Genomic DNA, 24,347 nt, shown 5'->3' with positions numbered 1-24,347 from the left:
AAATAATAAGGAGTGGAGCATGAATAATAAGAAACAGCAGGTCCAGGCGTTCCTTGGCCTGGCATTGTTGGGGGGGCTGATGGCCGCGGCCGGTCCGGTCCAGGCGGGCGGTTTCATGACTCCGACCTCCAACACCGCTGGCTGGGGCCGGGCGTTTGGTGGTGGTTCGATGTTCAAGAACGACCCGTCATCGGCCTACAACAACCCTGCTGCAATGGCCTTCATTGACAAGACCATCTCTCAATTCACCATCAACTACGCAAACATCGACATCAAATACAAAGGATCGGCCTACGATTATTCTGGTCGTCCTATGTCTGAAACGACGCTCGACGAAAACTACAACCCGATTTACAACGATCGTACCGGTAATGGTGGTCAGGGTGGCTTCGAAGCGTGGGTACCCACTGGCTTCATGGTGATCCCTATCAACGACCGTTTTGCCTTTGGTTTAAGCCAAGTGGTGCCCATGGGCGCGCGCACAACCTGGGATGAGGATTGGAAAGGTCGCGACTTTGCGGTGGACACCCGCATCGAAACCGTAGGCCTGACCGGCTCGCTGTCGTTCAAGGTCAATGATGAGTTTTCCATCGGCGGTGGTGCGATTCTCCAGCACACCAAAGGCTTTGTAAGCCAGAACGTCGACCTGTATGCCGCCGCCGCGCAGTCGCCGGATTTCGGTTTCGTTCCGTTTCCCGCCGGCCAGGGCTTCGCCTTGATGCGGGTTAAAGTCGACAATAACTCCCTGGGCTGGTTTGCGGGGATGACCTGGAAACCCACGGCGCAGGACACCCTGGGCTTGAATTATCACGCCAAGATCAAGAACAAGCTGGAAGGCAAGTACAACATGTACGCCGATCCGGGCTCGGAAGCACTGATGACCACCCCGGTGGTCGACGGTAAAACCCTGGTCGAGTTGGCTTACCCTGGGCTGAAACTGTATCCGGGGGGTGCCAATGCCTCCACGCAACTGGATATCCCTGCCAACGCCTCCCTGGACTGGGTACACGACTTCTCTGACCGCCTGACCCTGGGCGCCAGTGTGACCTGGACCCAATGGTCCTCCTTCGAGGCGCTGACCTTGAAGTCCAATGGCAGCACCATCGTGTCGATCCCGTACAAGTACAAGAACACCTGGATGTATTCGTTCGGTGGCGACTACAAACTCACGGATGACTTTACCGTGCGTGCCGGTGTGGCCTTCGACCAGACCCCAACCCGCAACTCCACCCGTGACCCACGTATCCCGGATGGTGACCGCACTTTTGCCTCCCTGGGCTTTGGCTACAACATCCGCGCCATTCCTGGCCTGAGCATCGACGGCGCGTATTCCCGCCAGTTCGTGGAGACCGTCAAGCTCAAGACCAAGAACGTTGACCGTCTTGGCGCAGGTTCGCTGGATGGCAAGTCCGAGGCCAAGGGCGAAGTGGTCAGCCTCTCGGCTACCTACGCCTTTTGACCTGAGGTTGGATCTGCGTAGTGCCTGGGTAAACGCGTAGTCAGCGCATCTTTCTACTGCGTTTACCCGGTGCTGCACCCATGGGTCGCCCACGCGACCCTTGGTGATTTCCTTCTCCCTTCAACACTTCGGCTGACACGTTCGGCCGAGAATTATTTCGTAAACAGATTAAATAAAAATTTCAAAACAAAATTTGAATTTGTCTTTTCAAGTTTGTAGTGTGGTGATCGGTCGCAGGCCATACCGACCTGCTGACATGCGTGCCGTGCCCTGAATAGTTGCCCTGATCAAGTAGAGGTATCTCCATGGTTATCTGGTTATTGGCGGGACTCGCTGCGGCGACTGCCCTGGCGTATCGACAAGCGGCAGCCACCCTGTGGCTGGGGGCTGGCCTGGTCTGGCTGGCGGGCGGCTACCTGTTCAATGTGGTCGCTGGGTTTGGCCTGAGCGTTGCGGCGTTGCTGGTGGTGGTACCGGCGCTGCTGCTGAGCATCAAGCCGCTGCGCCGCGCACTGTTGACCAGCAAGGCCCTGAGCCTGTTTCGTACGATCATGCCGGCCATGTCCGACACTGAGCGCGCGGCTATCGAGTCCGGCACCGTGTGGTGGGACGCCGAGTTGTTCAGCGGCAAACCCAATTGGCAGCGCTTGCTGCAAGCCGCTCCGGCACGCTTGAGCGCCGAAGAGCAGGCGTTCCTCGACAACGAAGTGGAAACCCTCTGCGACATGGCCAATGACTGGGAAACCACCCAGGTCTGGCAGGACCTGTCGCCCGAAGGCTGGCAGTACACCAAGGACGCCGGCTTCCTCGGCATGATCATTCCCAAGCAATATGGCGGCAAGGGCTTCTCCCACTATGCCCATTCGCAAGTGGTGATGAAGCTGTCGACCCGTTGCTCGGCGGCGGCGATTTCGGTGATGGTCCCCAACTCCCTGGGGCCTGCCGAACTGCTGCTGCATTACGGCACCGACGCCCAGCGCAATTACTACCTGCCGCGCCTGGCCCGGGGCGAAGACATCCCGTGCTTTGCCCTGACCAGCCCCTATGCCGGCTCCGACGCCGGGGCGATTCCCGACCTGGGCATCGTCTGCAAGGGCATGCATGAAGGCCAGCAAGTGCTGGGTTTCAGCGTGACCTGGGACAAACGCTATATCACCCTCGGCCCCATCGCCACGGTGCTGGGCCTGGCCTTTCGCGCCGAAGACCCGGACGGCCTGCTGGGCCAGCCTGGTTCGCTGGGCATCACCTGCGCGTTGATCCCCACGTCCCATCCCGGGGTGAACAGTGGTCGCCGTCATTGGCCCCTCAATGCGGTGTTCCAGAACGGCCCGACCACCGGCAAGGACGTGTTTATCCCCCTGGAGTGGGTGATCGGCGGCCGCGAGCAAGTGGGCAACGGCTGGCGCATGTTGATGGAATGCCTGGCCGCCGGGCGCGCGATTTCCCTGCCGTCGGCCAACGTTGGCCTGGGCAAGGTGGCGGTACGCGGTACCACGGCCTATGCGGCGATGCGCAAGCAGTTCGGCCTGCCGATTGGCAAGTTTGAAGGGGTGCAGGCGCCGTTGGCGCGCATGGCCGGGCACCTGTATGCCTGCGATGCGGTGCGCAAGGTGTCGGTGGCGTCGTTGGATGCCGGTGAGAAACCCTCGGTTATCTCGGCAATTGCCAAATACCACGTCACCGAGCGTGCGCGGATCATCGTCAACGATGGCATGGACATCGTCGCCGGCAAGGGCATCTGCATGGGGCCCAACAACTTCCTGGCCCGTGCCTATCAACAAAGCCCCATCGCGATCACGGTGGAAGGCGCGAACATCATGACCCGCTGCCTGATCATCTACGGCCAGGGCCTGATCCGGTGCCATCCTTATGTGTTTCGCGAGATGGAAGCGGCGCGCAACACCGATAGTCGCAAGGCGCTGCTGGCGTTCGACAGTGCCATGTTCGGTCACCTGAGCTTTGTGCTGGCCAACACCGTACGTGCGGCGGTGCATTCTCTTACCGGCGGGCGGCTGATTGCCGTGCCGGCCAAGACCGACCCTTCGCTTGCGTCCTACTACCGCCAGGCCAATCGGCTGTCGGTGGTGCTGGCATTGATTTCCGATATTTCCATGGGCGTGCTGGGCGGGGCGCTCAAGCGCAAGGAAAGCATCACCGGGCGCCTGGGCGATATGCTGTCCCAGCTCTACATCTTGTCCTGCGTGCTCAAGCGTTTTGAAGACGATGGCCGGCCCCAGGCGGATCTGCCGCTGGTGCATTGGTCGGCCCAGGACGCCCTGTTGCGGGCCCATGAAGCCCTGGCCGAGGTGCTCGACAATTATCCTTCGAAGCCGGCTGCGGCAGTGATTCGTGGCTTGAGCTTCCCGTTCGGCATTCCCCAGCGCAAGCCGTCAGACCGCTTGCTGGCCCAGGTGGCCGAACTGGTGCAGACCCCGGGCGAAAGCCGCGACCGTTTGCTGGCCAACTCCTACATCCCGCGTCCGGAAGTTGACAAGTTGGCCTACGGCGAGTTGGCGTTCCGCCTGCTGCCCCAGGTGGAGTTGATCGAAGGGCGACTCAAGGCGGCCGTCAAGCAAGGCACCCTCGACCCGATGCCGATCAGCAGCACGGCGTTTACCGCCTGGCGCATCAAGGCCCGGGCCCTGGATTTGATCAGCGCCGACGAAGATACCCTGCTGGCGCGCTACGTGGAGTACGCCGACCACGGTATCCAGGTGGACGACTTCCCGCAGGACTTCGGGTTGCTGGAGGCACTGCAAAAGCGTCAACAGGCGTTGGAGCAAGTGGCCAAACCCAGCAGCAAAAAACGTGAAAACGCCCCGGTGAACTAAACACCAACACGCGCCCTGTAGGAGCTGGCTTGCCTGCGATAGCGGTGTGTCTGTGCCAAAGATGCAATCTGACACACCGCCATCGCAGGCAAGCCAGCTCCCACAGGAGATTGGGTTTGCAGGTCAGGAAAACGGATCGATTTATGAGCGACAGCTATCTCTCTTTTGTGAACTCTGCCTGGGGCCGTCGCCTGGCCCAGACTATCGGCTTGCCACAACCCTTGCCCCTGCAACGTCATCGCAGCGGCCAGCAAGGCTTGGCCAACCCGGTGATCATCGCCGGGGCAGGGCGCCTGGCGGACGAGGTGCGGCGCATCTTCAAGGCCACCGACACCGTGCCGGCCCAGGCCGCCACGCTCAAGGCGCCGTCTACGGTCAAGGTCCAGGGCGCGGTGTTCGATGCCAGTGCCGTGCTCGACCTCAAGCAACTGGACGAACTCTACGAATTCTTCCACGCCAACGCCCGGCGTCTGGGGCAGCACGCGCGCGTGGTGGTGTTGGGCACCGCGCCCGAACACTGCCAGGACTTGCCCCAGGCCATCGCCCAGCGTGCCCTGGAAGGCCTGGTGCGGTCCCTGGCCAAGGAGCTGCGGCGGGCGATCACGGTGCAACTGATCTATGTCGCGCCGGGTGCCGAGCAGGCCCTGGAAAGCAGCCTGCGCTTTTTCCTGTCGCGGCGTTCGGCCTATGTCTCGGGGCAGGTGGTGCGCCTGGAACAACCGGTCGATGCCGCCCCCGCCATCAACTGGGACAAGCCCTTAAGCGGCCGCCGCGCCTTGGTCACCGGCGCCTCCCGTGGCATTGGCCTGGCTATCGCCCAGGTCCTGGCCCGTGACGGCGCGCACGTGGTGTGCGTGGATGTGCCGCAAGCGTTGCCCTCCCTGGAACAGGCGGCCAGCAGCGTCGGCGGCCACGCCTGGGCGCTGGACATCACCGCCGCCGATGCGGTGCAGCAGTTGCAGGCTTATGTGGCCGAGCACGGCGCGTTTGATGTGGTGGTGCATAACGCCGGGATCACGCGCGACAAGACCATCGCGAAAATGACCGAAACCGCCTGGCGCAGTGTGCTGGCGGTCAACCTCGAAGCGCCGTTGCACTTGAGTCAAGCCTTGCTGCAGGGGCAGGGGCTCAATGCCGGTGGGCGGGTGGTCTGTGTGTCGTCGATCTCCGGGATCGCCGGCAACCTGGGGCAGAGCAACTACGCCACCTCCAAGGCCGGGGTGATTGGCCTGGTGCAGGGCCTGGCGCCCGTGGCGGCGGCGCGGCAGGTCACGGTCAATGGCGTGGCGCCGGGGTTTATCGAGACCCAGATGACCGCGAAAATCCCGCTGATGATTCGCGAAGCGGGGCGGCGCATGAACTCCCTGTCCCAGGGCGGGCAACCCATCGACGTCGCCGAAACCATCGCCTGGCTGGCGCATCCGGCCTCGGGCGGGGTCAACGGCCAGGTGGTGCGCGTGTGCGGCCAAAGCCTGTTGGGAGCCTGAGCATGGACTACGTGACGCAGATTATCGATCCGCCGCCATCGCGCAATCGCCTGTTGCTCGATGGCCTGTTGGCGCTGCGCAAACCCAAGCTTGAGGGGGCGCCGGCCTTGCCCAGGGAGCGCCTGGTGCGCTCGGCGGTGGAGTTGAGTGCCAGGGATATTGCCGCCTATGGCCGGGCCTGTGGTTTCCGGCGTGAGCAAGGGGTGCCGCTGTCCTATCCCCATGTGCTGGCGTTCCCTTTGCACTTGATGCTGCTGACGCGCCCGAGTTTTCCGTACCCGGCCAGTGGCATGGTGCATCTGGCCAATCGCATCCGCCAGCATCGGCGCCTGCAGGAAGGCCAGGCCCTGCGCCTGGAAGTGTTTGCCGAGCGCTGGGTGGCCCATGCCAGGGGCCAGGCCTTGAGCATCGCCACCCATGCCTACAGCGCCGGCGAGTTGGTGTGGCAGAGCGAAAGCCTGTACCTGCGCCGGGATGTCGCCAACCCGCTGGGCGAACCCTGGGGGCACAGCCTGCAATTACCCGAAGGGGACCTGCGGCGGACCCAGCGCTGGGTGCTGCCGGCGGATCTGGGGCGGCGTTTTGCCAAGGTGTCGGGGGATTTCAACCCGATCCATACCTCGCTGATCGGCGCGCGCCTGTTCGGTTTTCGCCGGGCCATTGCCCATGGCATGTGGACCCTGGGCCGCGCCCTGGCCGCCCAGCAACCCCCGGGCGGGCTGGATGTGGCCGAGGCCCATTGCGAGTTCAAGTTGCCGATCTTCCTGCCCGGCCAGGTCGCCCTGTGGAATGCCCCGGCAGACGGCCCGCACCGCGCGTTCGAGGTGCGCAACCCGGCCGGCGACAAACCCCATATGCGCGGCCTGTTTATCTGGCACCCACGTTTTGATGAGAGTCGTCCATGAGTGACTACAGCTTCAACCCCGCCCCGACGCGCCGTGTGGCGATTGTCGGTGGCAACCGCATTCCGTTTGCCCGCTCCAACACGGTGTACGCCCACGACAGCAACCAGGATTTGCTGGTGGCTGCGCTGCAAGGCCTGGTGGACCGCTACAACCTCCACGGCCTGCGCCTGGGCGAGTTTGCCGCTGGCGCAGTGATCAAGCATTCGCGGGATTTCAACCTGGCCCGAGAATCGTTGCTGTCCACCACCCTGTCCCCCGAAACCCCCGCCTACGACCTGCAACAAGCCTGCGGCACGGGCCTTGAGGCGGCGTTGCTGGTGGCCAATAAAATCGCGCTTGGGCAGATTGAAGTGGGGATTGCCGGGGGCGCCGATACCACCTCCGACGCGCCCATCGGCATCAACGAGTCCCTGCGCCGCACACTGCTGGCGGCCAACCGCGCCAAGGGCGCCGGCAACAAGTTGCGCAGCCTGTTGCAGGTGCGTCCCTCGATGTTTTTCAAGCCTTTGCTGCCACGCAATGGCGAGCCGCGTACCGGCTTGTCCATGGGCGAACACTGCGAAGAAATGGCCAAGCGCTGGCAGATCAAGCGCCTGGCCCAGGACGAACTGACCCTGACCAGCCACCAGCGCCTCGACGCGGCCTATAACAACGGCTTCTTCGACGACCTGATCAGCCCCTATCGCGGCCTGTCCCGCGACAACAACCTGCGCGCCGACGCCAGCCTGGAGAAGCTCGCCAGCCTGTCCCCGGCCTACGACCGGCAGAACGGCACCCTCACGGCCGGCAACTCCACGCCCCTGACCGACGGCGCTTCGGTGGTGCTGCTGGCCAGCGAGGAATGGGCCGCCGCCCGCGGCCTGCCGGTGCTGGCCTACCTACGTACCGGCGAGACCGCGGCGGTGAACTTCGTCGATGGCAGTGAGGGCCTGCTGATGGCACCGGCCTACGCCGTGCCACGCATGCTTGCGCGCGAAGGCCTGGGTTTTGCCGACTTTGATTTGTTCGAGATCCACGAAGCCTTTGCCGCCCAGGTGCTGTGCACCCTCAAGGCCTGGGAAGACGCCGATTACTGCCGTGAGCGCCTGGGGCTGGAGGCGCCGCTGGGGCCTATCGACCGCGCCAAGATGAACGTCAACGGCGGCTCGCTCGGTTGCGGTCATCCCTTTGCCGCCACCGGTGGCCGTCAGTTGGCGGCGCTGGCCAAGGCCATCCACCAGCGTGGTGGCGGGCGCGGCTTGATTTCCATCTGTGCCGCCGGCGGCCTGGGCATTACCGCCATCGTTGAAAAGTAGCCCTACAACAACAATAAGGAGACTGCGATGAATGCTGTAAGCCTGGACCAAACCGAACGTATCTGGCTGAACGCCTACCTGCCCGGCGTGCCCAGCGACATCGATGCCGGCATCGAGGACTACCCGTCGTTGCGCGAGGTGTTTCTCGAGCATTTGCACAAATACCGCGACCGTGTGGCCTACGTCAGCATCGGCACCGAAATGACCTACGCCACTTGGCAGGCCCAGGGCATCGCCTTTGCCGCCTGGCTGCAAGCCCAGGGCGTGCGCAAGGGCGATCGCGTGGCATTGATGATGCCCAACTGCCTGCAGTACCCGATCTGCCTGCTGGGCACCATCCTCGCCGGTGCGGTGGTGGTCAACGTCAACCCGTTGTACACCTCCCACGAACTCAAGCACCTGCTCAAGGACAGCGGCGCCGAGACTGTGGTGATCTTCGAGAACTTCGCGCACACCCTGGAAAAAGTCGTGGCCGGCAGCACGATCAAACGCGTGGTCATCGCGGCCATTGGCGACCTGCTCGGCACCTTCAAGGGCGCGGCGATGAACTTCATCCTGCGCCGTGTGCAAAAACAGGTGCCCGCTTTCAATCTGCCGGGTGCGCTGCGTTTCAACCAGACGCTCAAACAGGGCCGGGGCCTGACCCACACCCCGGTGCCGCTGGCGCGTGAAGAACTGGCGTTCCTGCAATACACCGGAGGCACCACCGGCGATGCCAAGGGCGTGATGCTCAGCCACCGCAATATCATCGCCAACCTGTTGCAGGCCAAGGCCTGGGTGGGCGATCAACTGGACCAGAACCAGCAGGAAACCAACGTCACCCTGTTGCCGCTTTATCACATCTTTTCCCTGACCGTGAATTGCCTGATGTTCATGTGCCTGGGCGGGCGCAATATCCTGATCGCCAACCCACGGGACGTGAAGCGGGTGCAGATGATCCTGCGCAAGGAGCGTTTCAACGGCATTGCCGGGGTCAACACGTTGTTCAACGGCTTGCTGGAGAACGCAGAGTTCCGCGCCCGGGACTTTTCCGACCTGCGCCTGGTCATCGCTGGCGGCATGGCCACGCACACCGCGGTGGCCAAGCGCTGGAAAGAAGTCACCGGGCTGCCGATCATCGAGGGTTACGGCCTGACGGAGTGCTCGCCGGTGGTGAGCATCAGCCCCATCGATATCTCACGCATGCGCGACATGGAATTTACCGGCAGCATCGGCGTGCCATTGCCGTCGACCTGGGTGCGCTTCATCCGCGAGGACGGTGAAGTGGCTGACATCGGCGAGCAGGGCGAATTGCAGGTACGCGGCCCACAGGTAATGCAGGGCTACTGGCAGCGCCCCAAGGAAACCGCCGAGGTACTGGACGCCGAGGGCTGGCTGTCGACCGGGGATATCGGGGTGATGAACGAACAGGGCTTCATCCGCCTGGTGGATCGCAAGAAGGACATGATCCTGGTGTCGGGTTTCAACGTGTACCCCAATGAAATTGAAGACGTGGTGGCGTTGCATCCAGGCGTTGCGGAAGTGGCGGCGATTGGCGTGGAGGATGGGGTGACCGGGGAGAAGGTAAAGATTGTCGTGGTGCGCCGCGACCCCAGCCTGACTCAGGAGCAGCTGTTGGCCCATTGCCGGGAATATCTGACGGGTTACAAGGTGCCCAAGTTTGTCGAGTTCCGCGTCGAAGAGTTGCCCAAGACCACGGTGGGCAAGGTCCTGCGCCGCGCATTGCGCTGACTTGATGCGGTCTAATGTGGGAGCGGGCTTGGCCGCGATGACAGAGTGTCAGTCAATAAATGTGCTGACTGACAGCCCGCCATCGCGGCCAAGCCCACTCCCACATTGATCGGTGCAGGTCTTTAAATTTCGCTCACGTTGACCCACCGCTCTTCCCGCACCGCCAGCCGAAGCGCTGTCGCCAACCGCTCCACCTCCCATGCCGCGTCAAAATCAGTACCCGCTGCACCTTGCCCGGCCAGTGCCATGATCAACTCCTGCACCTCCAGGGTCTTCAGTTCGTTGTACCCCAACTGATGGCCCGCCGCCGGGCTGAACGCGGCATAGCCGGGCAGGGCGGGGCCTGCCAGCAGGCGCTGGAAACCCTGGTCACCGGCGCGAAACAGGCGCAGCTCATTCAACCGCTCCTGATCGAACGCCAGGGTGCCGCGTGTGCCGCTGATCTCGAAACTCAGGTGATTCTTGTAGCCGTGCTTGAGCCAACTGCTGCTGACGGTGCCGCGTGCGCCATTGGCAAAACGCAGCAGGGCATGTACCTGGTCGTCCACCGCAATTGAGCGCAATTGGGTGCTGCCAGGGCTGGCCGGGCGTTGGGCGTGGACGGTCTGGCTGTCGGCGCACACCGTGCTCACATCGCCCACCAGGTAACGCGCCACGGCCAGCAGATGACTGCCCAGGTCCGCCAGGGCGCCGCCGGCATGCTCTACCTCACAGCGCCAGGACCAGGGCGACACCGGGTCGGCCATGAAGTCTTCACTGAACTCGCCCTGGAAACTGATGATCTGCCCCAGCTCGCCCGCCTCGATCATCTGCCGCGCCAGGACGATCATCGGGTTGTGCTGGTAGTTGTAGCCGACTCGCGTCACCACCCCGGCGTCGCGGGCGGCGCGGCGCATGGCGTCGGCTTGCTGCAGGCTGGTCGCCAGGGGTTTTTCGCAATACACCGCCTTGCCCGCCGCCAGTGCCGCCATGGCCATGGGGTAGTGCAGGTGGTTGGGGGTGGTGATGGCCACCAGGTCCACTTGCGGATCCTCGATCAGTTGTTGCCAGTCGCCGTGTGCCTGGGCAAACCCCCAGGCACTGGCACAGCGCTGCGCACGCTCGGTGTCGGCATCGGCCAGGGCCGCCAGTGTCAGGTTGAAGGGCAAGTCAAACACCGCACGGGCGTTATTGAACGCCAGTGCGTGGGCACGGCCCATGAAGCCTGTACCGATCAGGCCGATTCCAAGTGCGCGCATGGCGGTGGTCCTTTTGATTATTGTTTTCAGGAGGGCAATTAATAGAATAAAAATTCCCTACAATCAATATGTGGAATAAAAATACCGCCAGCTGGCTGCGGGCAAGTCATCATTCCAGCGAATGCGGCTATATTCAGCGCGAAGGCAAAAGGCCTCTAGTTAACAAAAGATAACGTAGCGCCGATTGTCAGACGATTCCAAAGCCCGATAGGATGGCCCCTGCTTCCTCAAGGGGCTCTAGATTGCAGGTTTGCGCACTGCGAACACCCTGCAAGGTGTTACGACCTAACAATAATAAATGGGAGAAAGGTCTATGAGTGAGCCTGTCATGGGTGTGGGTTTTTGCCGCCCGCTCGCGTCGCGCAAGGTCGCGGTGCTGGCTACAGCGCTCTCGCTGCTGGGGGTTGTCGCGTTGTCGACGGCTGCCCAGGCTGCAACCGACGCCGCAGAACCTGCGGCATTTGCCATTGAATCGCCGAAAGCCGAAAAAGGCCTGATGATCGACGTCGTGCACGCCGGCAAGCGCCTGGTGGCGGTCGGTGATCGCGGGCATATCCTCTATTCCGATGATCAGGGCGCGACCTGGGTGCAGGCCAAGGTGCCGACCCGGCAGTTGCTCACGGCGGTGTTTTTCATCGACGAGCAGCATGGTTGGGCGGTGGGGCATGACGCCAAGATCCTCGCCAGCAGCGATGCCGGGGCTACCTGGACCGAGCAGTTCAAGGACCTCAGCCGTGAAGCGCCGCTGCTGGACGTGCTGTTCAACGACCCCAACCACGGCTTTGCGGTGGGCGCCTACGGTGCGCTGATCGAGACCACCGACGCGGGCAAGACCTGGGAGGATGTCAGCGACCGCCTGGACAACGAAGACCAGTACCACCTCAACGCCATCGCCCAGGTCAAGGACGCCGGCCTGTTTATCGTTGGCGAGCAGGGCAGCATGTTCCGCTCCAGCGACGCGGGCCAGACCTGGGAAAAACTCGAAGGCCCCTACGAGGGCTCGCTGTTTGGCGTGATCGGCACCGCCCAGCCCAAGACCCTGTTGGCCTATGGCTTGCGTGGCAACCTGTTCCGCTCCACCGATTTTGGCGACACCTGGATGCCGGTAGAGCTCAAGGCCGCCCGTGGCGCCCTGGAGTTTGGCCTGTCGGGTGCGACCCTGCTCGACGACGGCACCCTGGTGGTGGTTGGCAACGGCGGCAGCGTGGTGGTCAGCCACGACGATGGCCTGACGTTCAGCGTATTCAACCGCCCGGACCGCATTTCACTCTCGGCGGTGACGGCGGCGGGCAATGGCGACTTGATTCTGGTGGGGCAGGGTGGCGTGCGCGTCGCCGAGCCAACCGGCGCCGAACGCAAAAAACAATAAGAAGGCGGGGATAGAATGAGCAGTCATCACAACGATAAAGCGACCTTTCTTGAGCGCCTGATCTTCAATAACCGCCCGGCAGTGATCGTGATCTGCCTGCTGGTGAGCATCTTCCTGTTCTGGCAGGCGACGTTGATTCGCCCGTCCACCAGCTTCGAAAAAATGATCCCCCTGCAACACCCCTTCATCGAAAAGATGATGGAGCACCGCAACGACCTGGCAAACCTGGGCAACACCGTGCGTATCTCGGTGGAGGCCAAGGACGGTGACATCTTCTCCAAGGAGTACATGGAGACCCTGCGCCAGATCAACGACGAAGTGTTCTACATTTCCGGCGTCGACCGCTCCGGCCTCAAGTCCCTGTGGAGCCCCAGCGTGCGCTGGACCGAAGTGACCGAGGAGGGCTTCGCCGGCGGCGAAGTGATCCCGCAGAGCTACAACGGCTCGCCGGAAAGCCTCGACCAGTTGCGCAACAACGTGCTCAAGTCCGGGCAGGTGGGGCGCCTGGTGGCCAACGACTTCAAGTCGAGCATCGTCGATATCCCGCTGCTGGAGTCCTACCCGGACCCGCAGGACCAGGGAAAATTGCTGGCCCTGGACTACCAGAAGTTCTCCCACGAACTGGAAGACAAGATCCGCACCAAGTTCCAGGAGCAGAACCCCAACGTCCAGATCCATATCGTCGGGTTCGCCAAGAAAGTGGGCGACCTGATCGACGGCCTGATCATGGTGGTGCTGTTCTTCGGCGTTGCGTTCGTGATCACCCTGGTGCTGCTGCTGTGGTTCACCAACTGCGTGCGCAGCACCATCGCGGTGTTGAGTACCACGCTGGTGGCGGTGGTCTGGCAACTGGGCCTGATGCACTTTTTCGGGTTCGGCCTGGATCCGTACTCGATGCTGGTACCGTTCCTGATCTTTGCCATCGGCATCTCCCACGGTGTGCAGAAAATCAACGGCATCGCCCTGCAATCCAGTGAGGCCGACAACGCCCTGACGGCGGCCCGCCGTACGTTCCGGCAACTGTTCCTGCCAGGGATGATCGCGATTCTTGCGGACGCGGTGGGCTTTATCACCCTGCTGATCATCGATATTGGCGTGATCCGCGAACTGGCCATCGGCGCCTCCATCGGCGTGGCGGTGATCGTGTTCACCAACCTGATCCTGCTGCCGGTCGCGATCTCCTATGTGGGTATCAGCAAACGTGCGATTGCCAAGAGCAAAAAGGACGCCAACCGCGATCATCCGTTCTGGCGCCTGCTGTCGAACTTTGCCAGCCCGAAAGTCGCGCCCATCTCCATTGCCCTGGCCCTGGTCGCCTTCGGTGGCGGCCTGTGGTACAGCCAGAACCTGAAGATCGGCGACCTCGACCAGGGTGCCCCGGAGCTGCGCCCGGACTCGCGCTACAACAAAGACAACAACTTCATCATCAACAACTACTCCACCAGCTCCGATGTGCTGGTAGTGATGGTCAAAACCCCCGCAGAAGGCTGCTCGCGCTACGAAGCCATGGCGCCCATCGACCAGTTGATGTGGAAAATGCAGAACACCGAGGGCGTGCAGTCGGCGATCTCCCTGGTGACCGTGTCCAAGCAGATGATCAAGGGCATGAACGAGGGCAACCTGAAATGGGAAACCCTGTCCCGTAACCCGGATGTGTTGAACAACTCCATCGCCCGTGCCGATGGCCTGTACAACAACAATTGCTCCCTGGCGCCGGTGCTGGTGTTCCTCAACGACCACAAGGCCGAGACCCTCGACCGTGCGGTGCATGCGGTGCAGGACTTCGCCAAGGAAAACAACAAGGAAGGCCTGGAGTTCATCCTCGCCGCGGGCAACGCCGGGATCGAAGCGGCTACCAACGAGGTGATCAAGGAAGCCGAGCTGACCATCCTGATCCTGGTCTACCTGTGCGTGGCGACCATGTGCATGATCACCTTCCGTTCCTGGGCCGCGACCCTGTGCATCGTATTGCCGCTGGTGCTGACCTCGGTGCTGGGCAACGCGCTGATGGCGTTCATGGGCATCGGCGTCAAGGTCGCGACCTTGCCGGTGGTGGCACTGGGCGTGGGGATTGGCGTGGACTACGGCATCTACATCTACAGCCGCCTGGAAAGCTTCCTGCGCGCCGGTTTGCCGTTGCAGGAAGCCTATTACCAGACCCTCAAATCCACCGGTAAAGCCGTACTGTTCACCGGCCTGTGCCTGGCGATCGGCGTGTGCACCTGGATCTTCTCGGCCATCAAGTTCCAGGCCGACATGGGCCTGATGCTGACCTTCATGCTGCTGTGGAACATGTTCGGTGCACTGTGGCTGCTGCCGGCCCTGGCGCGGTTCCTGATCAAGCCGGAGAAACTGGCGGGGCAGAAGGGCAATTCGCTGTTTGCCCACTGAGCCTTACCGCAGGCAAGGCCCTTGTCCCCAGGGGCCTGTTGTCACCCGCGAGCGTGTGTGCCCTGTCAGGTGGCCAATGGCAGGAACCACCGCTCGGCCAACGCCTTGCCAATCAAACCACGGTGTACATCCACGACCGCCTGGGGGCTTTGTGCCCTGGCCAGTTGCGAGTAGTAGCCGACCCGGCGTTGCTCGCGTGTCTTGAGGTGGGCGGCGGTGTAGTGTTCCTTGGGCGTATCGGCTGCCGGGTAGTGGAAGTGGGCGTGCCACAACGGGTAACCGTGCGGGTCGTTGACGGCATACTCCTGGACGAAGTCCCGGCGCTCGCCGCTTAACCGGATACGCTCGCCCAGCAACGCCATATTGGCGTGTTTCTGCTCGATCAGGTATTCCAGGTTGCCGTGGGTTGGCGGCAGTTCCAGGCACAGTTGGATGCGTAGCGCCTGGCCACGCTCACTCAGGCGGGCCGCGGCCTGGCGCATGTCATTTTCCAGGGTCTGGTCAGCCGGTGTGCGGGCTTCGACGGGCTGGGCCTGGATCGCCTGGTGCAGCTCGGTGGCCAGCTTGTCATAGCGCGTCGACTCATACTGCAGCACCTCCTGGACCTCTTCCGGGTGCCGGGAAATCTTCTTGTATTGCTCGCCACGCTTGAGGTGCTCTTCAAGCATGGCCAGCAGTTTGCGGGCCTCACCCTTGACCAGGTTCAGCGCGCGCGGTGCCGCCGGAGAGCGCGGGGGCGATGCTTCTTTGAATGCGATCCATTGCTCGCCCCGCTGTGAATACAGGCCCAGCAGCTCGTCATTGACCTGGGAGCGTACTTCGACGGTTTCCACGCTGCCCACGGGTTTGACCTCACCGATAAACGTGCCTTTTTTCGGGGTGCGGATGACTTTTTTCAGCGGCTTGCCGGCTACCGCCGGGTTGCGCCGGCTCGGGCGCCTGGGTGGCTGGGCGACGGGTTTGATTTCGCTGGCCAGTTGCTGGGCCGCGTCCTGGTACAGTCCCTCCACCAGCTTGAGCAACTTGGCAAAATGCTCGCTGTCCAGCTCATCGGCTTTGACGATGCCGACCCCCTGCAACGAATCCAGGCCCCGGCCATAGTGCTCCACCAGGCTTTCCAGCACGCTGACGCGGTCCTCGGCCGTCAGTTCCAGATCGTTCAGCTCACTGTGGGTACGCAAGTGTTCCTGCAGGGGTTCAAGGATGTCGATCAGTACATTGACCAGTGGATGATCCGGGTGGTTGTGGGTCATCAGTGCGTAGTTGCGTATCAGCAAGTCCTTGACGGCCAGGGCGCTGATTTCCTGGGGACGGTCCCAGGTCAGGCGGCGGTAGTGTTCGCTGCCGGCGTTGCCCAGGTTGAACAGTTGGTCCAGGTAACGATCACGCTGCTCCAGCCAGTGGATCGAACGCTCATTGATGACAATCATTTCCCGGATGAACCGCCGGTAAGCTGCAAAGTTACCGAACACAGCCTCGGCCAGGCGTTCTCCTCGGAACGTGAAGTGTCTGTTGTTGCGGTACAGCGCGTCGCGATCTTTCTTGGCCACCACCACATGCTTGCGCGTGTTGTTGACGATATTTTCCAGCAAGCTCGCTACCGACTCGGGTGGCAAGGCAATCCCCAGCTCGCTGCGTTCTTTGAGGCTGTCCAACTGCTGCTGGTATTCCAATGTCTGTTCCTGCAGGGCCGTATCGAAGCGCTGGCGACTGTCAGCCTGTTGCGCTTCGCCAAAGCGTGGGTCTTCGGCGGTGCTGGTCATCACTCCCAGGATAATCTCGATCCGTTTTTGCCGGGCCACCTGCCCCTGGATGAACTGTTCGTAAGAACGCGTCAGTTGGCTGATCCGCTCAGCCCGTCGCTGACGTTCGGCGGCGATCCGCCTGGGGGGCATGCCACCTCGCAGGCGCAGGCGGGTATCTACCGACCACACGCCGTTGGCATCGCTGCGCAGGTAAGGGCCGCTGCGGGTGGTATCGCCAGGGGCGACGACCCTGATGTCGCCCTCCGGCCCCAGGGTCACTTGCAACCATTCGCCATTCGCCTCGGCGTGCCAAATGTTTTCAACCAGGTACAGCCCCTTGCGTGGCCCATTCAGCATGGGGCGCGGCAGGGGCGTCGGCCGGATGGCCTTGAAACTGCTCAGCCGCACGCGCTGGGCAGGCGTCAGGCGTTGACGGGTCTGCGCGAAACTGAAGTCCAACACATTGCGGCTGGTGTCCGGCAACATGCCCGGCAGGGTCACGGCTCCCTCGCGAATCGTCGGTGCCAGGGGCACCGGCCATTGTTCGGCAATACGCGGGGCGAGCGCCGAAGGCAGTGCACGCGCCTTGAGCCCGGCAGCCAGGGGCGGGTAAGACGCCGTCACCTCGGGAGCCGCCTCGAACAGCAGCAGGCCGAGATTGAGCAGCAGATCAACCGCTGCCAGCTCGCGCTGCTGCTGATCCTCGGCGGCCAGTGCCGCAATGTCCTGGCCCAGGCTGGCCATCAGGCCCAGCAGCCAGCCAGTGAGCATCGCCGGCCCGCGCAACAATGGCAGCAACAGATTGCCGAACAACAGGCTGCTACCCTCCAGCAGTACCTGCCAGCGGCTCTCGCTGTTGGACACCGACTCGCGGTTGGCCTGTTGCACCAGGGCGCGGGCATGGTCGCTGAACAGGTAGCTCATCAGGCGCCCGGTGGCCAGGCATTGTTGCAATTCCTCGTTGATGCCATCGCGGGACAGGGTCGCCGGCACCGGCTTGATCAAGGGCGCAAATTCATCGCCCTGGCCGAAGCGCAGGTAGTGCGGCTCACGGAACCCGCCGTGGGCATAAATCGGCCGGGCGCTGTCACTTAGCCAGGTCAGCACACTGTCCTGTAGCTCGCCGGGCTGGGCGATGGCCTCGAACAGCGTCTGGCGGCTGGCGAATTCCTGAAGCGCTTGGGCATACAACGGGCGATACAGCAGATGAGGGCCGACATCGGCATTCAACGCTTCGATCAGGTACATGTTGCAGACGCTGTCGGCAGGGGCGCCAGGGGCCCGTACCAACGCCAAATGGCGGATCACCACCTGGCGGTTGTCGACCTGCTGCTCGGCAACATTGCCCTGCATCAGCGCGGCCACCAGGCGTGCGCCCTGGCGGCTCACGCCGGCCTGTTGTTTGAGGCACAACTCCAGCGCCAGCAACGGCAATTGCGCGGCCTGCTGATCGGCAAACAACGTTTCACGCTGCTGCGCCTCGGGGCTGTCGCCCAACAGGTGCTGCTCCAGCAGGCGCGGGTAGTGCTGACCGATATCGACCTTTTCAATAAGGCCACCGGCGCCCATCAAATAGTCGGCGGTCAGCCAGGACGGCAGCGCCAGGCCATGGCGATTGCTCAAGGTCACGGTGCCGCTGGGGCGGCTGGCCAGGTTGTCGATGGCCATGTCCGTAAGGCTCATGCGCTCGTGGCGGATAATTCCGACGGCGCCCGGATAGCCCGAGGTGACAGTGAAGGTCAGTTGCAGGTCGTCGGGGTGCAGGGCGGCGACAGACGGTGGCGTAGGCAACAGGGAGTCGAAGGTCACCGCGTCGTGTTGCAGGGCTTGCAGCAGGGCCTTGACGGTGAAGGTGCGGATATCGTCCAGATCACTGAAAAAGTGGCGCCCGCCGCCGCGCTGTTTGGCGCTGGCCAGTGCCAGGGCATACCGCCGGTAAGTCGCGCGGTCGTCGACGCTGGCCTGTTGCAGCCAGCTCGGCAGGTGTTGGCGCAGGGTGTCCAGGGCCTGGAGTGGGGCGGCCGGTGAGTCGCGCAAAAACCGCCCGGGATCGGTGAGTTCAGCATACAGCGCCTGCCAGGCGCTGAAGGGCTGGGCCGTGGGCAGGCGCAGGTTGCCCAGGTCTACCAGTTGGCGATTGAGGATCATCGCTGCCTGGTGCTCGAAGATATCGCCGTCGGGCTCGTAGCGCTGGATGAGGATATCGTCGACCTGATATTGACTACCCAGGCGCTGGCCGTAGGCCTGGACCAACGCATCCATGGAGGCAAACGCTTCAATGCCACCGCCGGGGCTGCACAGCAGCGCCGGCGTCTTGCCTTGCACGGTACGGATCAACACCAGTTCCGGGCTCAGCAGGTGGCTGCTCTGTCCCGCGCTTTTGAGGGTGACTTCCAGGCCATAGGCGAACACCACACCTTGGCCATGGCGGGCGATCCGCGCTTCACGGTCGGGGAGGGTGACCAGTTGGTCGACCGCCTCCTGCGCCTGTGCATCCAGGCTTGTGTGACGCAGGGCGCAAACGCGCAAGGTGTCCATCAGTACGTGCGCAAGCCAGCGCCAATGACCGGCGTCCCAATAGTCGGCCAAGGCATTTTGCAGGGCGATGGGCAGGGTCTGGGGCAGTTCGCCAATCAGGCTGGCGATGACCTGCATATCGAGGTTTTCCCGGCTCAAACCGGGCAGTTTCAGGCGTTTTGGCGGCTCGTCCGAGAGGTACCAGGGCACGTTGTCCACGTCGCTGAAGTCCAGCGCGATACCACTGGCCAGCGCATCCTGAACCACTGCCATAAATGGCTGTAACAGCCAACTGCGGCGTTGCGGCCGGGCCAGGCGAGTGCGGCTCAGGTCTATCGTCAACGTGGGGTATTTGGCGCCGATGGCCGACGCGAGTTGTTGGCGGATTACCGTTTCCAGTGTCGGGCGATCAGCAAATTGAGCGCTCACGGCATGGGCGATAGAGGAGGGGGTGAGGGTTTGCATAAACATCCTTTTTTATTGGCAGTCGTTGCCCTTCATGGCCGGGTTCTAGGCGGGCACCAGGCTGAGGAACAGGCGTTGGTCAAGCGGCGCGGTGATCGGGTGGTACAGGTCTCGCACGATGGCCTGGCTGTCTGCACCGGCCTGGGCGATCAGGTCCCGCAGGGTTACAAAGCGCTGTTCGGGGCGCTTGAGGTGCGCGGCGGTGTAGGCGCCTGGCAGGCTGTCGGCCTGGGGGTAGTGAAAGTGGGCATACCACAGCACCGTGAGGCGGTTCTTCTCGCGCACGGCGAACTCCGACACGTAGTCCTTGGCCGCGGTGCGTTGCGGGCCGTGGACCAGGCCGATGTCGATCGCGGCGTGGGCGCGCAGGAATTCGATATTTTCCTGGCGCGGGCGTTGCGCCTTGTAGCCCTCGATGCAGTGTTGTGTGCCTTGTGCGCGCAGTTCGACGGCCCGCAGGCGCAGGCGCTCTACGGTCTGGAGCATGTCGGGCTTGTCCCCGTGGTGCTGGGCCAGCCCGGCCGCCACCGTTTCCAGGCGTTCGGCCTGGTGCACGAGCATGTCGCGCCAGTCCTGGGGGTTGAGTTCATCGCGGCGCGAAGGGTCGCTGAGTTTCTTTTTCTGGAACTCGATGGAGCGCTCGATAGCCGGCACTTCCTCCAGCAGCCGTTGCGCCTGGCTGCGCAAGGTCGCCAGCGCCGGCACCTGGGCGGGCTTGGCGGGTGGGGTGGGCCTGGCCTCGATGATCTCCACCCAGCCTTCCTGGGGCTGCTCCATGAAACGCCCACTGATCTGCTGGGTGATGGGATTGCGGGTCACGATGGTGGGGAAGGGGAGGTCGCGTTGGGCCGGTTCCAGATCGCCCACCAGGGCCCCCTTGTCCCTTGACTTGAACACGCGCTTGGTCCTTGACGGTGCCCGTACCGGCTTGAAGGCGCCCGGTTGGGGCGGGAGGAACTCATCTTCACGCAACAACGCAGCCAGATCAGCCACGGCGCTGTCACGCACGGTGTACAACCGCTCGATCAATAGCGGCATATACCGTGGGTGGGCCAGGGGCGAGTCGAGCTCCAGCAGGCTCTGATAAATCTGCAGGCGCCGGTTGTAGTGCTGGATCAGGTTGGTCAACACCTCCTTGCGCTCGGTGGAGGTGAACCCCTCGGTGGTCAGCAGGTCCAGGTGCGAGTCTTCCAGGGACGACAACGAGGATTGCAAGTGGTCATGGCGCTCCAGGAAGTACTGTTCCTGGGGCGTGGTGGCCGCAACCGTCTGGTCAATGCTCAAATCGGTCAGCACATCCAGGGATTCGAGGGTGGCGTTGAGGCGGTTGTAGAAGCGGCGCTTGGGATGACCATTGAGGTATTTGAGGCGTTGCGCAGGGCCGGTCTTCAAGCGCGCGGCCATCTCCTCCAGGGTGTTCTCGATGGCAAGCATTGCCTGGGCATGACGCTCGGAAACCGCAAAATTAGTCTCCAGCAGGTCTTTGACATAGTGCACCGCCGCCGTATCGTGCGCCGTGCCTTGCAGTTCGATCAGCGATTCGCCGTGCTCGGAGACAAAGCTTGCCAGATACAGGGAGGCCAGTTGGCTGACGCGTATCTCATCGGTGGCCAGCATCGACTGGTATTGCTCCACGCACTGGCCCTCATAGTCGAAGTGGCTGTCAACGGCCTTCATCTGCCCGTAGGCCTCGATCAGCAGGCGTCGTTGTTGCAGCAACTGGGCGGCGGCCTGGTCAAAGCGCTCCTGAAAGGCCTGGAACCCGGTCCTGGCCCAGGAGCGTTGGGCCACGCTGTTGCGGTGTTCGGCCACCCGCGCCGGGTCGTCAGGGGCACTGCGCAAGCGGTTGCGGGCCTCGCCCAGGGCATTGTGGGCGGTCTCGAACTTCAGTCGGGCAGCCTCCAGCACCCGGTCGATGGGTTGCAGGCGTTTGATCAGGGCGCTGACCTCGTCACTGATGCGATTGATCTCATCCGAGGCCTGGGTGCGTTGCTGAGCGATTTGCGCCAGCTTGGCCTTGAACCGGTTCTTCGGCCCACCACCGCGCAGTTTCAGGCCCAGATCCAGGACCCAGTGGCCTTGGGCATTGCGCGTGAGCGCGAACCCAGGATGTTGCGGTTTTTGCGGATGAATCAGGGACACTTCGCCCAGGTCCGGCACGATATTCACCCGAAACAGCAGGCCGGCCACCGAGGCGTGCCACTGTTGACCGATGCGGTACAACCCTTTGAAATCACCGATCTCCAGGGGCAACGGGGCCGGCACCGGCCAGGGTACATGCAGCTCGCGCAAGGCATCGAGCAGGCGGCGGCGGCTGCTGTCGCGCGCGTTGGAGTGGACAAAATCCACCAGGGTCTGGTCGCCGGCCGGTGGTTCGGCGGGCAGGCCCACCGGGCCCAGCTCGATCGGGATGGCCGGCTGGGTCGCGCCCGCCGGGCGGCGTAGCGCTGCGAGAGTCAGCGGCAAGGGCGGCTCGCTGTCGTGCGCCAGCCATTCAGGGGGGCGGGAGGCTACATGCAACAGAATCAGGCCGACATTGAGCAGCACATCGACCCAGGCCAGCTCCCTCGCGGCGTCATCCTCGCCTTGCAGGGCCGCGATATCGTGCCGCAGGCTGACCGCCAGTTGCACCATCCAGCCTGCAACCATCGCCGGCCCGCGCAGCAGCGGCAACAGCAAGGCGTTGAACAGCAGCCAGCCACCTTCGAGCAGCACCGCCCAGCGACTTTCGGTATTGGATACCGCGTCCCGGTCGGCCAGGTCCACCAGTGCCCGGGCATTGCTGCCGTACAGGTACTGGGTCAGGTTGCCGGTGGCCAGGGACTGGGCCAGGGACCCGGGGATTTGCCCACCGTTGGTGTCCTGCGCCAACTGTGCCGGGGGCGGCGCGGGCCACTGCACGGTGTCGTCGCCCTGGCCGAAACGCAGGATATGCGGGCTATGGAAACCGCCGTGGCTGTAGATCGGCCGGGCCTGGTCCGACATCCAGGCCAGCACGCTGTCTTGCAAGGCCCCGGGCGCGGCGATGGCGTCGAACAGGGCCGCGCGCTGGCTGAATTGCTGCAACGCGTCCTGGTACAGCGGGCGGTAGAGAATCGCCGGCCCGGCGTCGATATCCCGGGGCTCGATGATAAATATATTGCTGACGATATCCGGCAGCGCCCCGGGTTTGCGGGCGAAGGCCAGCGGGCGGATCACGATGTCCTGGGCATCCACCTCCCGCTGCGGCGCGCTGCGGTGCAGCACGGCCTTGACGTAGCGATAACCGAGGAAGGTGAATCCCTGTTGCCCGCGTATTGCCAGTTCCAGGGCCTGGCGTGGCAGTTGCACGGCCAGTTCGTCGCCGAACAGCACCTCGCGCCGGCGTATCCCGGGGCCGTCCCCCAGCAGCAGCTCGCGGATTTTCTGCGGATAGTGTTGGCCAACGTCCACCTGGCGGATCAGCCCGGGGGTGCTATGGAACAGGCCTTTTTCCCCGAGTATGTAGTCCTCGGTCAGCCAGTCCGGGACGGCCGCCCCCGATGTGTCCCGAAGGGTTAGCCGGCCCTGTGGCGCCGCAGCCAGGTTGTTGATGGCCAGTGCCGTCAGGCTCATGCGCACCGGGGCCAGGTAGCCGCTGTGGATGTCGCCGACCGGGACATGGAAGGTCAGTTCCAGGTTGTCCGGTTCCACGCTGGACTCGGGGTGGTCGCGGCGCATCTGCTCGCGCAGGGTGCGGGTGGTAAAGGCCTGCAGGTTCTCGACGCCGTCCAGAAAGGACGCACCTTCGGTTTTGCGTTGCAGGCGCGCCTGTTCCAGCAGCTCTTGGCGATAGGCAAAGCGCTGTTCGGCGCTGGCCGCCTGCAGCCAGGACGGCAACGCTGCCTGGAGGGCGGGTTGATGCGTCGGGTCTGGCGCGGGGGCGGCGCGCAAGGCGAGTGCCGGGTCGGTGGCCTCGGCGAACTGCTGCTCCAGGGCGCGTACGCCCTCGGCGGCCGGCAGTTGGATGGCTTGGAGGTCGTCCAATTGCTGGTTGAGCAGCAGGGCCGCCTGGGTATCGAAGAGATTGCCATCGGGTTCGTAGCGCTTGACCACGACTTTGTCGACCTGCAAGCGGCTGGCCAGGCGTTGGCCCCAGGCCTGGGTGAACGCCTCCAATGAAGCATACGGCTCCACATTGCCCGAGGCCTGGCACAGCAGGATCCGAGGGCCTTGTACCAACAGCAGGTCGGTGCTCAACAGGCGGGCATCGCTGCCCGGGCTGACGACGCAAGCCTCCAGGCAGTAGGCGTACACGATGCCCGCAGGCCCGGCCAGGCGCTCGCGCCGGTCAGGTTGGCGGGTCAGGTCAAACAGCATGTCCCGGGTTGGGCCTGCCGGCAGCAGGCTTGCGGTGCTTTTCAGGTTATCGGCCAACAGGTCGCCGAGCCATTGCCAGCGGCTGGCGCGGGTGTCTGCGCTGAGGTTCCAGTAGTTCGTCAGGGCCTGCTGGAAAGCGATCGGCAGGGTAAAGGGCAGGTCCACGATCAACCGTTCAATGACCGTCATGTCCGGTTCGCGCGGGCCATTGGCTTCATAGGTCAGGCGTGAGGGTGGCTGCTGGGAGAGAAAGCAGCGGCGTTCGTCGATGACCTGGGTCAGGTTCAGGGGCGTGCCATTGCCCAGGTGGTCGAGGACCACATCGCTCAGGCGCCTGAGGTCCCAGCCGCGTTTTTGGTTGGGGGTCGCCAGCTTGACGGTGGACAGGTCCAGGGCCAGCGCCGGGAACTGTTCCAGCAGGCGTTCCTGCAGGTGGTGTTCGACCACCTGACGCAAGGTCGGGCGATCGGCGAATTGGCGGGCGACGGCCAGGGCCGGGGTGTTGCTGCGGTGAGTGAACAGCAATGGGCCAGGGGGTGGGGCGGGTAAAGTGTCGGGCATAAGAGGTTCCGTTCT

The 24,347-nt window shown here is 63.3% G+C and carries 11 protein-coding genes; 8 read left to right on the top strand and 3 right to left on the bottom strand.

What is annotated here, in order from left to right; translation table 11 throughout:
* The first annotated feature begins 19 nt into the window (after positions 1–19).
* From ACSSVH_RS15330 to ACSSVH_RS15305, 6 genes are all read left to right on the top strand, one after another.
* Positions 20–1,459 (top strand): outer membrane protein transport protein, encoded by a 1,440-nt coding sequence (locus ACSSVH_RS15330; RefSeq protein WP_172311769.1) that lies wholly within the window; start codon positions 20–22, stop codon positions 1,457–1,459.
* 305 nt (positions 1,460–1,764) lie between these two features.
* Positions 1,765–4,290, top strand: coding sequence for an acyl-CoA dehydrogenase (locus tag ACSSVH_RS15325; RefSeq protein ID WP_492633408.1), 2,526 nt, complete (start codon positions 1,765–1,767; stop codon positions 4,288–4,290).
* 143 nt (positions 4,291–4,433) lie between these two features.
* Positions 4,434–5,777, top strand: a complete 1,344-nt coding sequence (locus tag ACSSVH_RS15320; RefSeq protein ID WP_170041045.1) for a 3-oxoacyl-ACP reductase — start codon at positions 4,434–4,436, stop codon at positions 5,775–5,777.
* A 2-nt stretch (positions 5,778–5,779) separates the two neighbouring features.
* The gene (locus tag ACSSVH_RS15315; RefSeq protein WP_492633407.1) at positions 5,780–6,682 is read left to right on the top strand and encodes a MaoC family dehydratase; all 903 of its coding nucleotides are present in this window, start codon (positions 5,780–5,782) and stop codon (positions 6,680–6,682) included.
* Positions 6,679–7,977, top strand: coding sequence for an acetyl-CoA C-acetyltransferase (locus ACSSVH_RS15310; RefSeq protein WP_492633406.1), 1,299 nt, complete (start codon positions 6,679–6,681; stop codon positions 7,975–7,977). The genes ACSSVH_RS15315 and ACSSVH_RS15310 overlap by 4 nt, the downstream gene beginning before the upstream one ends.
* Before the next feature lie 27 nt (positions 7,978–8,004).
* Entirely contained in the window at positions 8,005–9,708 is a 1,704-nt protein-coding gene (locus tag ACSSVH_RS15305) for an AMP-binding protein (protein WP_169955775.1), read from the top strand.
* Between the two features lie 122 nt (positions 9,709–9,830).
* Here the strand turns inward: ACSSVH_RS15305 and ACSSVH_RS15300 are convergent, their stop codons facing one another.
* Positions 9,831–10,946 carry a Gfo/Idh/MocA family protein gene (locus tag ACSSVH_RS15300; RefSeq protein ID WP_492633405.1) on the bottom strand — a complete coding sequence of 372 codons (1,116 nt, stop codon included), beginning with the start codon at positions 10,944–10,946 and terminating at the stop codon, positions 9,831–9,833.
* A 328-nt stretch (positions 10,947–11,274) separates the two neighbouring features.
* Between ACSSVH_RS15300 and ACSSVH_RS15295 the strand changes: the two genes are divergently transcribed.
* Both ACSSVH_RS15295 and ACSSVH_RS15290 read left to right on the top strand, forming a co-directional pair.
* Positions 11,275–12,315, top strand: coding sequence for a WD40/YVTN/BNR-like repeat-containing protein (locus ACSSVH_RS15295; RefSeq protein WP_170041594.1), 1,041 nt, complete (start codon positions 11,275–11,277; stop codon positions 12,313–12,315).
* 15 nt (positions 12,316–12,330) lie between these two features.
* Entirely contained in the window at positions 12,331–14,706 is a 2,376-nt protein-coding gene (locus ACSSVH_RS15290) for an efflux RND transporter permease subunit (RefSeq protein ID WP_169955773.1), read from the top strand.
* Between the two features lie 65 nt (positions 14,707–14,771).
* On the opposite strand, the gene ACSSVH_RS15285 is transcribed toward ACSSVH_RS15290, so the two are convergent.
* Positions 14,772–19,433: a hypothetical protein gene (locus ACSSVH_RS15285; protein WP_492633404.1), complete on the bottom strand. Its 4,662-nt coding sequence runs from the start codon at positions 19,431–19,433 to the stop codon at positions 14,772–14,774.
* Positions 19,434–19,478: 45 nt separating this feature from the next.
* A complete protein-coding gene (locus ACSSVH_RS15280; protein WP_492633403.1) occupies positions 19,479–24,332 on the bottom strand; it encodes a hypothetical protein in 4,854 nt (1,617 codons plus the stop codon).
* Positions 24,333–24,347: the final 15 nt, after the last annotated feature.

Source organism: Pseudomonas sp. HC1(2025), assembly GCF_058742075.1.
This window is presented reverse-complemented; position numbering and strand designations above follow the sequence as displayed.